General features: G+C 48.2%; 9 protein-coding genes. 4 read left to right on the forward strand and 5 right to left on the reverse strand.

Going from position 1 to position 12,665, the window contains the following annotated elements:
* Positions 1-55 precede the first annotated feature (55 nt).
* Positions 56-1,534: a TlpA family protein disulfide reductase gene (locus KE626_RS32520; RefSeq protein WP_211977262.1), complete on the reverse strand. Its 1,479-nt coding sequence runs from the start codon at positions 1,532-1,534 to the stop codon at positions 56-58.
* Between the two features lie 121 nt (positions 1,535-1,655).
* On the opposite strand from KE626_RS32520, the gene KE626_RS32525 reads away from it, so the two are divergent.
* The 4 genes from KE626_RS32525 to KE626_RS32540 all read left to right on the forward strand — a co-directional run bounded on the left by KE626_RS32525 (position 1,656) and on the right by KE626_RS32540 (position 10,064).
* The gene (locus KE626_RS32525) at positions 1,656-2,090 is read left to right on the forward strand and encodes a DUF6660 family protein (protein WP_346344514.1); all 435 of its coding nucleotides are present in this window, start codon (positions 1,656-1,658) and stop codon (positions 2,088-2,090) included.
* A 223-nt stretch (positions 2,091-2,313) separates the two neighbouring features.
* Positions 2,314-6,639, forward strand: a complete 4,326-nt coding sequence (locus tag KE626_RS32530; protein WP_211977264.1) for a CusA/CzcA family heavy metal efflux RND transporter — start codon at positions 2,314-2,316, stop codon at positions 6,637-6,639.
* A 21-nt stretch (positions 6,640-6,660) separates the two neighbouring features.
* Positions 6,661-7,956: an efflux RND transporter periplasmic adaptor subunit gene (locus tag KE626_RS32535; RefSeq protein WP_249207868.1), complete on the forward strand. Its 1,296-nt coding sequence runs from the start codon at positions 6,661-6,663 to the stop codon at positions 7,954-7,956.
* A gap of 41 nt (positions 7,957-7,997) precedes the next feature.
* Entirely contained in the window at positions 7,998-10,064 is a 2,067-nt protein-coding gene (locus tag KE626_RS32540) for a heavy metal translocating P-type ATPase (protein ID WP_249207869.1), read from the forward strand.
* A 95-nt stretch (positions 10,065-10,159) separates the two neighbouring features.
* Here the strand turns inward: KE626_RS32540 and KE626_RS32545 are convergent, their stop codons facing one another.
* The 4 genes from KE626_RS32545 to KE626_RS32560 form a co-directional block, all read right to left on the reverse strand.
* On the reverse strand, positions 10,160-11,167 hold the full coding sequence (locus KE626_RS32545; RefSeq protein ID WP_211977265.1) for a bestrophin family protein: 1,008 nt from the start codon (positions 11,165-11,167) through the stop codon (positions 10,160-10,162).
* A 17-nt stretch (positions 11,168-11,184) separates the two neighbouring features.
* Complete coding sequence (locus KE626_RS32550; protein WP_211977266.1) at positions 11,185-11,472, reverse strand: phosphoribosylpyrophosphate synthetase; 288 nt, start codon at positions 11,470-11,472, stop codon at positions 11,185-11,187.
* Between the two features lie 66 nt (positions 11,473-11,538).
* Positions 11,539-11,733, reverse strand: a complete 195-nt coding sequence (locus KE626_RS32555; protein WP_211977267.1) for a hypothetical protein — start codon at positions 11,731-11,733, stop codon at positions 11,539-11,541.
* 134 nt (positions 11,734-11,867) lie between these two features.
* On the reverse strand, positions 11,868-12,623 hold the full coding sequence (locus tag KE626_RS32560) for an SDR family oxidoreductase (protein ID WP_211977268.1): 756 nt from the start codon (positions 12,621-12,623) through the stop codon (positions 11,868-11,870).
* Positions 12,624-12,665 lie beyond the last annotated feature (42 nt).

A 12,665-nucleotide genomic window follows, 5' to 3' on the forward strand; every position in this document is an offset into this window, starting at 1 on the left:
TTCGTTTTTATTTTATCAGCGTGGTTATAGGCCGTGTTTTAATTTGGGACGCTTTCTATTTAACTATCAAATGACTGCCTTGCTCAACCTTAGCCGTCTTTGCCGCGTTATCGCGCAACAGCTTTTCTATTCTCACATTTAGCACTGGCTCGCTGGGTCTTGGCGCATTCAGCGCCACAATCCTGCCAGCTTGATCAATTAGTATATATCTTGGAATAGGAGGAATACCAACCAGCCTGCTTAATGGCTGTTTGGCATCCAGCAGATAATGGTTGCCTGCTGTTTTAAGACCAAGTTGTTCTATGGCAGCAGCCCATTTATCGCTCTTCTCATCTATTGAAATAAATATTACAGCCAGCTCTTCTTTTGAATATTTTTCAACCAGCGATTTCATATGAGGCGTTTCAGCGCGACAAGGAGCGCACCAACTTGCCCAGAAGTCCAATAGCACTACTTTCCCTTTATGCGCTGACAGGATGGATTTGAAAGGGTGTGTTATTCCCTCTGAATCGGTTAACAATGAATTAGATCCTTCGGTACTATCCACCAGCATACTCTCTCTGAGTGCGAGGCTATCAATAAAGTTCTTATAACCGGCATTCTTACATTTCGCATCGAAGTCGGGGAGGTGGCTGAGTACAGCTGAATGATCTTTTTCAATATAATTCTGCATAGTGATGAAAAGTGCTACATCTCTGCTGTTTCCCGTAAACCTGGAATATGCATTTCTAAATACGGTGGAAAATTCATTATTCCCATATAGTGAATCCCGGCTAAGGTAGAGTAGGTAATTTCTTATTGCCAGGCGATACCTCATCGAGGTTACGCATGTATCGCAGTTCAGTTCATTCATTAATGTGTCCAGTTCAATAGTATACTCCCGGGGTACTTTCTCCTGATAATTAAAATCCCTGGTATGGTAAGGAGCACATAAGTCCATAATATATCTCGATTTTAATTCCCGTTGTAGGTACGTTGCAAGATTACATCCCAGCGTATCTGCCCGCTCATATTGTTTTAACAATGCAAGTCTTTGTGCATTCAGTTTTTTGACCTCTTTTCGATAATATGCTGTGTTCATACCCGGTGAAAGTTGCAGAGAGCCCCAGAAAAAGCCATACGCTCTTTCTACCTCATTAAGGAAATTGGCGTACACGTGTTTGTTGCTTCGAAATTCATAATTGCTTTGGTCATTTTGGTATGTTTTACGTACTGTAAGACTGTCGCCCGGAATTACCAGTACCGGGTACATCGTCATACCATTGGTAAACGTGATCGTTAAATTATGTGAGACATACAAAGCAATCCTGAGAAAGCCTGATTCATCGGTGTATTGACTTGCCCTGGAAGGAGTATTATAGTCATCCTGGTAAAAAAAATGTATTAATTCCCGCTGCGGTAAATGAAACAATATGACGGCTGAGTCTATACTGTGCCGTGCCGTATCATTCTTGGATAGGGGAATGCCACTGGTAAGATTACAAAAGCTGGCAGAAAGCAATGACAACAGTAATATTTTAAAAGACTTATTCATAAGAGCAGATTATATAGATAGGGTTTGGATTTGGGTATAACGTCTATATGAAAATACTGACCGGCGATGGATTAAATTACCTTTAATCTGCCCATTACCGATGTTTTTTTGATCCTTCAAAATGAACCCGCTGCCCCTTCAAGATAGCTTGAGCACTAAGCTACCCTGTACCAGATCCCAAAATTGCAACCATGTTATTATAATAATTCCGCACTGGTATGCAAAATGTCCTATTTTTGTTTACGTGAGATATTTCGCTATCATAATGAGCATTGTCCTTCTGGCGCTGAGCACCATATCGTGCAGCGACAAACTGCCGTTGACGGCGGCGGGCAACAGCAGTTACCAGGTGAGTGATATAGGAACACACCAGCATGAGCATAAAGATTTCTGTTCACCGTTTTGTGCGTGCAGTTGCTGTGCGGCTCCTGTAATTCTCTCTATCACATATTTCACTCCAGCTCCGGCTTCCCATACTACATTTACTTTCTGCGAAACGCCCGCCGGTGTTATTTCCGATCTTCCCACAACCGTTTGGCAGCCTCCCCGCGCATAGTCAATAGCTTATTTTGTTTGTCTTTTGCCTGCTGATACAGCAGACAACCTTATCGTAAACTTCCGGGTCATTCTTGTAACGGTGATGGCTGAACGTCGTGTCCTGTGGGCTCTTTAGCTGCAGGCGATGCCGGTCATGATCGTTTTCCCGGCGCCCCTGCCATTGGTGCGCCTTCCCGGGCGACCGTAAAGGTCTATAGGTTTTATACAACTTACTATTAACTATGCTTAACAGGATTATTCATTTTAGTATAAAAAACAAGCTGATCATCGGCCTGTTTACACTGGCGCTGATAGTCTGGGGCGTATGGAGTGCCATGCGGTTACCGGTAGATGCGGTGCCGGATATCACCAACAACCAGGTCCAGATCATTACACAAACGCCCACGCTGGCCGCACAGGAAACTGAACAGCTGGTCACTTATCCGATAGAACAGAGTTTGGCCAACCTGCCGGATCTCGTGGAAATGCGCTCCATTTCCAGGTTTGGGTTGTCGGTAATTACCGTTGTATTCGAAGATGATATCGATATTTATTTCGCGCGTCAGCTGATCGGTGAAAAGCTGAAAGAGGCGGAGAGTAAAATCCCCAGGGGTATCGGCACACCTGAACTGGCGCCTGTAAGCACTGGTCTCGGCGAGGTGTATCAATACATCCTCCACCCAAAGAAAGGCGCTGAGAACAAGTATACGGCCATGGACCTGCGTACTATGCAGGACTGGATTGTAGCCCGCCAACTGTACGGCACTAAGGGGATTGCAGAGGTGAACAGCTTCGGCGGGTTGCTGAAACAATATGAAGTAGCCGTAAATCCATCGAAACTCAAGGGTATGAATATTACCATGCCGGAAATTTTCAATGCCCTTTCGAAGAATAATGAAAATACCGGTGGCGCCTATATCGATAAAAAGCCCAATGCTTACTTTATCCGGGGAATCGGACTGGTAGGTAATATGGAAGACATCCGCAACATTGCTATTAAATCGGTGAATGGTATTCCCGTGCTGGTAAGGGATGTGGCGGAAGTAAGGCTCGGCAGCGCTATCCGCTACGGCGCTGTTACCTACAACGGCGAAAAAGAAGTAGTGGGTGGCATCGTTATGATGCTGAAAGGATCAAACAGCGCCGCTGTGGTTACCAGGGTAAAAGAAAAATTGAATACCATCCAGAAATCTCTTCCGGAAGATGTGGTGATCGAGGCGTACCTCGACCGGACCGACCTGGTAGACAGGGCCATCAATACCGTAAAAACCAACCTGGTAGAAGGGGCGTTGATCGTCATCTTTGTGCTCGTATTATTCCTGGGTAATTTTCGGGCAGGCCTGATCGTGGCATCAGCCATACCTTTGGCCATGCTGTTTGCACTGGGCATGATGAATGCTTTCGGGGTAAGCGCTAACCTCATGAGCTTGGGCGCAATAGATTTCGGGCTGATCGTAGATGGCGCCGTGATCATTGTAGAAGCTACCCTGCACCACCTGTCGCTGCGAACAGCTACCGGGAAACTCACCCAGGCGGAAATGGATGAAGAGGTATATGTTTCTGCTTCGAAGATTCGTAACAGCGCCGCTTTCGGAGAAATCATCATCATGATCGTTTATATCCCGATCCTGACACTGGTAGGTATAGAAGGCAAAATGTTCAAGCCAATGGCCCAAACGGTGGCTTTCGCCATACTGGGAGCCCTTATTTTGTCGCTGACCTACATTCCTATGGTAAGCGCGCTGATTCTTCCAAAACAGGTATCGCATAAAAAGAATTTCTCTGACAGGATCATGGATTTCTTCCATCAATGTTATGCGCCGCTGCTGAACTGGGCTATCCGCTTCAAAGTGGCAGTGGTGGCGGTTACTGTGCTTATATTTGGTATAGCAGTAGTGCTGTTTACCCGGATGGGCGGTGAGTTTATTCCGCAATTGGAAGAAGGCGATTTTGCTTTCCACTGTATTCTGCCGCAGGGTACCTCCTTATCGCAGAGCGTTGAAACCTCCATGCAGGCAAGCCGGATCATACGCACATTCCCGGAAGTAAAAATGGTGGTAGGAAAAACCGGCAGCGCCGAAGTGCCTACAGATCCTATGCCTCCGGAGGCGACAGATCTCATGGTGCTGCTGAAACCGAGGTCGGAATGGACGACGGCTACTTCTTACAATGACCTTGCAGATGCTATCATAGAGAAACTGGAAGTAATACCCGGTGTTTTCTTTGAAGCGAATCAGCCTATACAAATGCGGTTCAACGAGCTGATGACCGGAGTAAGACAAGATGTGGCGGTAAAAATCTTCGGAGAAAATATAGACACACTGGCAGCTCTTGCGCCCAAAGTGGCGGCTGTTGTTCAGTCGGTGAAAGGCGCCACAGAACCACAGATTGAAAGAACCACCGGTCTCCCGCAAATCACGGTGAAATACGATCGCGCCAAGATAGCCGCTTACGGTATGAATGTGGAAGATATCAACCGTACCGTGCGTACGGCTTTCGCTGGTGAAGCAGCAGGTGTTGTGTTTGAAAATGAACGCAAGTTTGATATGGTGGTAAGACTCGATAGCGCCAGCCGGTCGTCGATAGATGATGTGCGCGACCTCTTTATAGCCTTGCCCGATGGCAACCAGATTCCGCTGTCGCAGCTGGCAGATATTTCTTTCCGGGAAGGCCCCGCGCAGATCAGTCGGGAAAATGGCCGGCGTAGGATCGTGGTGGGGTTTAATGTTAAAAACAGGGATGTGCAAAGCGTTGTAAAAGACATACAGGCGAAGCTGACAGGCGCCAACCTGCTGCCATCCGGTTACTATTATACATATGGCGGTACCTTCGAAAATCTTCAGAAGGCATCGGCCCGTTTAATGATAGCCGTACCGGTAGCATTGGCATTAATATTCCTGTTATTGTACTTCACGTTCCGCTCTATTAAAGAGTCGGTACTGATCTTCACTGCCATTCCTATGAGCGCCATCGGTGGCGTGTTTGCATTGCTGCTGAGGGGCATGCCTTTCAGCATATCCGCCGGGGTAGGCTTCATCGCATTGTTTGGTGTGGCGGTGCTGAACGGGATCGTGCTGATAAGTACTTTTAATAACCTCGAGAAAGAAGGCTTCACCGACGTGGTAAAACGGGTGATCGAAGGAACCAGGATCAGGTTGCGGCCTGTACTGATGACGGCTACCGTGGCTTCTTTCGGCTTCCTGCCAATGGCTTTGTCCAGGGGCGCAGGAGCGGAAGTGCAACGGCCGCTGGCAACGGTTGTAATCGGCGGACTGGTGACTGCCACATTTCTAACATTAGTGGTGCTGCCACTGTTGTATATTTTATTCAATGCCGGGTTTAAACGGAAATTCCCGCCGGCAGTCGCAGTCGCAGTACTCCTTGGATGTATGCTGGTTCCGGGGGCCGTATCAGCACAGGAGGCGCCGGCGAAACGGCTGGGCGTGAATGAAGTATTGTCTATGGCACAGCAGAACCTTCAATACAGCATCAACGCTGCACAGGTAAACAGAACCCGCGCGCAGGTTAACTCCGCGGGCATGCTGCCTAAAACCGGTGTTTTTGCTGAAAATGAAGACCTGCGGCCCACTGATCATACCGGGATACTGAAAGTAGGCCTGTCACAGGCTATTGCATGGCCCGGATTATACAAAGCGCAGAAAAAACTATATACGGAACAGGCCAAATACTACCAGGTGAATAGCGCGGTACTGAATGTATCAGTGAAAAGAGATATCCGGCAGGTTTATTACCAGCTGTGGTACCTGGGCGATAAAGCAAATCTTTACCTGCAACTCGACAGTATATATAATTCCTTATCCCAGGCAGCGGTGTTGCGGGTGAGAACAGGTGAAAACCCCGGGCTCGACAGCATTTCCGCCCAGGTAAGACAAAAAGAACTGCGGGCGCAACTGGAGCAGCTGAAAGACGATATCGGCATCCAGCAGCAATCCATCAAACAATTACTGAATACGGAAGATGCCATCCTGCCATTGAATGAATCACTGGAGAAACTCCCGTTCACCTTTGCAGGAGCGGCGGCAGACAGCATGCATCCTACACTGGCCCTGCAGCAACAGAACGTTGATATTGCTGCAGCGGGTGTGGCGGTTGCTAAAAATGAAAATCGTCCGGAATTTTCCGGGAGATTTTTCAGCCAGCGATTATATGGTATGAAAGATCCCTACAGCGGATTTTCTGTAACAGCATCGGTGCCATTGTTTGGCCTCGGCGCTTCCCGCAATAAGGTAAAAGCAGCCCGCGCGGAAGCTGATGTACAGCAGAAGCAGCTGGAATACAACCGGCAGGTGTTTAATACGCAACAGTCGAAGATGGGGAAGGAGGTAGAGAAGAACAACCGGATGCTGGTATTTTATGAAAGCTCCGGCCTTAAACAGGCGCAGGAAATCATCAAAGCAGCTGCCCTGGCTTACCGTTCAGGAGAGATCAGCTTCGCAGAGCTGTCGCAGTTCCTGACACAAGCGATCACTATCCGGCAAAATTACCTGGACGTGCTGAATGCTTACAACCAGGCCGTTATTCAATACAACTATTTCAACAATCTATAAATTACTTAAGCTTTGTATAAAATGAGCAGGAAAATAATCATCACTACTTTATGTGCAGGAGCCCTCTGGTTAACCGCCTGTTCCGGATCGGGTCCTGGCAAGGGAGAAGCGGGAAAAGATGCGCAGGCCAATGGGGAAGAAGGACACAAAGAGGAACATGAAAATCCCAATACGGTTACCTTCTCCCCGGAACAAATAAAAAGCATCGGGATCAACATTGGTGCCATAGAAACAAAACAGCTTACTTCTTCTCTTAAAACCAATGGTACGCTCCGTGTGCCCAATCAGAACAAGGCAACGGTTAATTCGCTCTACAGCGGGGTTGTGAAGACGCTGCTGATCCAGCCCGGCAATACCGTGAAAAAAGGCCAGGTAATTGCCACCATCAGCAACCCTTCATTTGTGCAGTCGCAGAGCGAATACCTGGCCGTTATAACCAGGCTGAAACTGGCAGAGCAGGAAGTGACCCGTCAGCGGGAACTGACCGCCGGAAATGCCGGCGCCCTGAAGAACCTCCAGGCGGCAGAATCCGAATTCAAAACACTGCAAACGCAAAAGTCTACCCTGGGCCAGCAAATCAGGATGATGGGAATTAATCCTGAACAATTGTCCAACGGCAAACTGATCTCCGATCTTGCTGTTCGCAGCCCCATTAACGGCGTAGTCAGCAACGTAGCCGTTCAAATAGGCAGCTATGTTGATCTTACCTCACCCATTGCGGATATGGTAGACAACAGCCAGCTCCATCTCGACCTGTTCGTCTATGAAAAGGATCTTTCCAAACTGAAAGAAGGGCAAACGATCCATTTTACGCTGACCAATAATCCCGGAAAAGAATATGATGCCGAAATTTACTCGCTGGGTTCTACCTTTGAAGGAGAGTCAAAGGCGGTAACCGTTCACGCAAAGGTAAAAGGCGATAAAACAGGGTTAATCGATGGTATGAATATTACGGCTATCATCAGTCTTCAGAAAGCCACGGTGCAGGCCATCCCAACAGACGCCATCGTGAGCTACCAGGGACAGGATTATATTTTTATTGTGACTGATGAACATGCGGAAGACGAGCATCATCAGGGCGCTGAAGCCGGTCACGACCACGCAGAAGAACCCCATGATCATAAAGAACAGGCTGCAGCAGGTCACGGAACAGGTATTACATTTGAAAAAGTTCCGGTAGTAAAAGGCACTACCGATATCGGATACACTGAAATTACCTTACTAAAGGAAATACCTGCAGGTGCCAAGATTGTCGCTAAAGGCGCCTTCTTTGTGCTGGCCAAAATGACGAATGCCGGAGAGAGCCATGAACACTAGTTTCATGCCGTTTCGGACCTTTAACCACAAAATGAACATCCATGAAAACAATGAGTTCTGCCAATGAACCAGTTCAGCAGCCGGAAGAAGAAACCAACCAGCCACATGATCACCAGGATGGTCATGCCGAACATGCCGATAATGGGGAATCGCATTCCCATGGAGGATTGTTTGGCAAAAACACAGAACTGGTTTTCAGTTTGCTCTGTGGTGCTTTGTTAGGGATTGGCTATGGTTTATCGTATGTGAAAGCAGTTCCACCCGTTGTTTCAACGGTACTTTATATAGCGGCCTATTTCTTTGGCGGATTTTATACGGCAAAGGAAGCGATAGAAACGATTGCAAAGGGAAAATTTGAAATTGATTTCCTGATGCTGGTGGCTGCTGCCGGCGCCGGTATCCTGGGCAGCTGGGCGGAAGGCGCGTTGCTGTTATTCCTGTTCAGCCTCGGCCATGCGCTGGAGCATTTTGCGATGGAACGCGCAAGGAAATCCATCGCCGCCTTATCAGAGCTGGCGCCACGCACGGCATTCAGAAAAGAAAACGGCGGCACCCGCGAGGTACCCATTGCGGATCTTACCCCGGGAGATGTGATCGTCATAAAGCCTAATACTAAAATCTCTGCAGACGGAATCATCGTAAAAGGCAGCAGTAGTGTAAACCAGGCGCCTATTACCGGCGAAAGTATCCCGGTAGACAAGAAAGCGGTTGATGACCCCGGAATACCGGTAGATAAAGCGGCGTCGCTGGAAGCTGAATATAAAGTGTTTGCAGGCACCATCAACGGCAACGAGTTACTTGAAGTAAAAGTTACGAAGGCGGCTAACGACTCCACATTGTCGAGGTTGATCAAACTGGTGAATGAAACGCAGTCGCAGAAATCGCCAACGCAGCTTTTTACAGACAAGTTTGAGAAATATTTTGTTCCGGCAGTACTGATTATTGTAACGCTGCTGTGTTTTGCCTTCCTGGTGACAGATGAGCCATTCAGCAAAAGTTTCTACCGCGCTATGTCGGTACTGGTGGCAGCCAGCCCCTGTGCACTCGCTATTTCTACACCCAGCGCGGTACTGAGTGGTGTTGCGAGAGCGGCAAGAGCAGGAGTCCTGATCAAAGGAGGCGGACCGCTGGAAGACCTGGGAGAACTGGAAGTGCTGGCGTTTGACAAAACCGGTACATTGACAGAAGGTAAACCTAAACTCACCAAAATAATTCCGCTCACCGGTATGGCAGAGGAGGAACTGCTGAAAATAGTGGTAGCTGTAGAAACCCTGAGCGATCACCCGCTTGCCAAAGCCATTTCAAAAGGTGGTCGTGAGCGGCTGAAAGATGCGGCCATCCCGCAGGCGCACGATATGGAAGCCGTGTTGGGAAAAGGCATTAAAGCAGCGTTGGGCTCAGATACGATCTATATGGGGAATATGGCCCTTTTCAAATCGCTGGATAATTTACAACTGGATGAGCAGATCGTGACAGAGGTGACGGCGTCTGAAAAAGAGGGCCATACTACGATGCTTGTTCGCAGAAACGAGGAATACATTGGTATCGTTGCTGTAATGGACACGCCGCGGGAGGAAGCCAAACAGGCCCTGGCCGAACTGAAGGCGGCAGGCATTCGCAGAATGGCGATGCTCACCGGCGATAATGAAGAAGTGGCCAAAGCGGTAGCCGCCGAAGTAGGCGTAACAGATATCTATGCAGGCCTGCTTCCTGAACAGAAAGTAGCAGTAATTCAGCGGCTGACAAAAGATGAAAGTAAGATCGCCATGGTGGGCGATGGCGTGAACGATGCGCCTGCAATGGCAAAGAGCACGGTAGGTATAGCCATGGGGGCTGCCGGCAGCGATGTGGCGCTGGAAACGGCGGACATCGCACTGATGGGCGACAAACTTTCGTTGCTGCCCTTTGCCATAGGACTGAGCCGGAAAGCACGAAAGATCATTCGTCAGAACCTGGTGATTAGTCTGGGTGTAGTGGCAGTGCTCATACCACTCACCGTGCTGGATATTGCATCCATTGGTCCGGCTGTTATTGCGCATGAAGGATCTACACTGGTTGTTGTATTCAATGCACTGCGCTTGCTGGCTTATAAATGGGGACAGCAATAAAGGGGGAATTCTAACCGGATGCCACCTTGAAAAAAAAGATCTGTGCACTGCACAGATCTTTTTTTTCAAGGCTTTTTGCCCGCAAACAAACTTCGCTACAACACAATATTATTCCGGAACGCAAAGGCCGGCGCTAAATCCCCTTCTCCCAATATCTCCCGCATGTCAATCTCCACGCTGCTACTCATTTCAGAAATAGGAACATCGTTGGCATTGCCTTCAAATGGATTCTCCGTACTTTCTCCTACCTGCTCCAGCGAGGTGTACACCCATGATATTAAAACACTGAATGGAATCACCAGCCATACCATATGCCCCTTGAAGGCGCCGGAAACGTAATCGTTGAGATTATTGAATTCTTTGAGCATAGCAAATGGCAGCAGTATGCAAAACAGCCACACAAAAATCCTGTTAACAGTGGCGTATTGCCTGGGGTAGGGGAAGTTTTTGATTTTTTCACATCTTCCCTGGTAACTTAAAAATTCCCGCAGCGTTTTTTGCATCTCAAAGAAACGGGGATTGTCGAGCTTGCCTTCGGCCGCCAACTTTGTGAGGAGGAGACTTTGATTGCTCAATAGCTGGGTTGCCGGACTGTTTTGAAGCAGGACTTTTTCCAGCTCCTCTCCGGTAATGTATTTTGACAATGCGTCTTTAACCGGTATCTCCTTTTCAGGAATGGTATAAAATTGCGTATACTCCTTATTGTATGCTTTGCCGGTGGTTTCCCAGTTTTGGCTTGTCCTGAGCTGGTAGCGTAACGCGGTAAGCCAGGCCAGGTGGCGGTAAATGATCTTTTGAGTGATTTCCCTGTCATCCATAAAATCCCGGCACATCATGGCCCATGCCCTGCTAGAGCTGATGATGGCGCCCCATATGTCCCTGGCTTCCCATGTGCGATTATAGGTCTGCTGATTTTTAAACCCCACCACGAAAGCGGCGGCTGTTCCCATGAAGGCAACAATGGGCCAGGGAATAGATAACCATTTAAGATCGAATAGCTGGTATAACACCGTGGGAGTCGCGCCTATCAACAGCAGCCGCAGGATAGTTCTGCGTGTCCAGAAAAGAAACTCGGATATTTTGTATGATCTTCCAGTGTACATTAAGTATTGTTTGTAGCCTATATTTTTAACCTCAGGTGGCAGGATAGTATGCCGGTTTCATCAACCAGTGTGCCCCTGATACCGGAAACAGGTACAGATATCGCGTAGAGTACGGCATTACTGTCATAGCTGCTGTCGCAATCGAAGCGGTAGCATTCGTCAACATGAAACTCCTGCGGATCCATTCGCATATCAAGTTCGCCATAATAGAGGCAAACGGTTTCTGTTTCGGCGGTGAAATCTGCCTCGTAACCTCTGCGCTTCAGATCTGACAATGCAGCTGCGAACGATGAGTATTTTTCCATACGAAGTTTTTTAGGCATTGAAGAATAGATGTAACATGCAGAAAATTGCATCAGGGGGCATGATAGTTAGTCCTGCCGGCTGCCGGCATTGCTGCTGTTTTCCTGCTCTGTTGCGGGCTCGTCATCCATGCGAATAGCATCGTCGAGAAATTCGCCGCCCTCGTTTGTATTGTGTTCCCGTTCGTGCATAGCGGGGATCAGGCCATCGTCGTTAACGCCGGGTTTGGGGCCTGTGTGTTGATGAAAAGAAAATAGTTGCATAATATGGTTATTGAAGTGTGAATAATTTTTTCCGGGAGAAGAAGAACGGATGAAAACTGCTACCAGCTCCGTGCCTGCGCGGCTGACGGTAGCGCGCTATGTCGCTTTTTTGAGCAGGTAGCAGTTTTCAGTTGCTAGGCATTTTGTAATTGAGTAGTTAACCAGTTCTCAAAGCTGACAGCTCCTAAATCGGCCAGTCCTGCGGGAACAAGCGCTGCATGCGTAACGGCTCCGCCAAAATATTCCGGCTTACCATTCGCGATTACTTTGCGCGGATCTTTCATATACTGCAGGTAACGGTCAGCCACCTGGTACATGTCAAAGCGATCTGGGCCTGCGATCTCAATTTTGTTGTTAAGCGGGGCGCCCAGTGCATATTTAACTACAAAGGCAGCCACATCATCGGAAGCAATAGGTTGAAACTTCACATCAGAAAGATGCACTTCGTTGCCCTGGGTAGCCTGGTTGGCAATGCCTCCTATAAATTCGAAGAATTGGGTGCTGCGGATAATCGTATATGGGATACCGGATTGCCTGATCAGGTCTTCCTGTGCCATTTTAGCGCGCATATAGCCGATGTTCTGCATAATGTCCACACCTACTATTGACAACGCCACATGATGTTTTACGCCGGCGCTGATTTCTGCCCCCAGCAAATTGCGGCCCGCGGTCTGGAAAAACTCCATCACGGCATTGTCTTCAAAAGAAGGAGAATTGGCAAGGTCAATAACGATGTCGGTGTCTTTCATAGCTGCTGCCAAGCCTTCGCCTGTGATAGTATTAATACCGGTAGAGGGAGACCCCGCAATTACCTGGTGTCCTTTCTCACGAAGTTGTGCTACTACTTTTGTTCCGATGAGGCCGGAACCGCCGATAACTACGATTTTCATAACTCTTTTTTTAATTGTGAATGTTTGACCCTTAAAGCCAAA

It is taken from the genome of Chitinophaga hostae (genome assembly GCF_018224885.1).
Classification (GTDB): domain Bacteria; phylum Bacteroidota; class Bacteroidia; order Chitinophagales; family Chitinophagaceae; genus Chitinophaga; species Chitinophaga hostae.

Coding starts and splice junctions, on each gene's coding strand:
- KE626_RS32560 (WP_211977268.1), bottom strand. CDS start 12,623: ATGAAAATCGTAGTTATCGGCGGTTCCGGCCTCATCGGAACAAAAGTA.
- KE626_RS32525 (WP_346344514.1), top strand. CDS start 1,656: ATGAACCCGCTGCCCCTTCAAGATAGCTTGAGCACTAAGCTACCCTGT.
- KE626_RS32520 (WP_211977262.1), bottom strand. CDS start 1,534: ATGAATAAGTCTTTTAAAATATTACTGTTGTCATTGCTTTCTGCCAGC.
- KE626_RS32550 (WP_211977266.1), bottom strand. CDS start 11,472: ATGGAAAAATACTCATCGTTCGCAGCTGCATTGTCAGATCTGAAGCGC.
- KE626_RS32545 (WP_211977265.1), bottom strand. CDS start 11,167: ATGTACACTGGAAGATCATACAAAATATCCGAGTTTCTTTTCTGGACA.
- KE626_RS32555 (WP_211977267.1), bottom strand. CDS start 11,733: ATGCAACTATTTTCTTTTCATCAACACACAGGCCCCAAACCCGGCGTT.
- KE626_RS32535 (WP_249207868.1), top strand. CDS start 6,661: ATGAGCAGGAAAATAATCATCACTACTTTATGTGCAGGAGCCCTCTGG.
- KE626_RS32530 (WP_211977264.1), top strand. CDS start 2,314: ATGCTTAACAGGATTATTCATTTTAGTATAAAAAACAAGCTGATCATC.
- KE626_RS32540 (WP_249207869.1), top strand. CDS start 7,998: ATGAAAACAATGAGTTCTGCCAATGAACCAGTTCAGCAGCCGGAAGAA.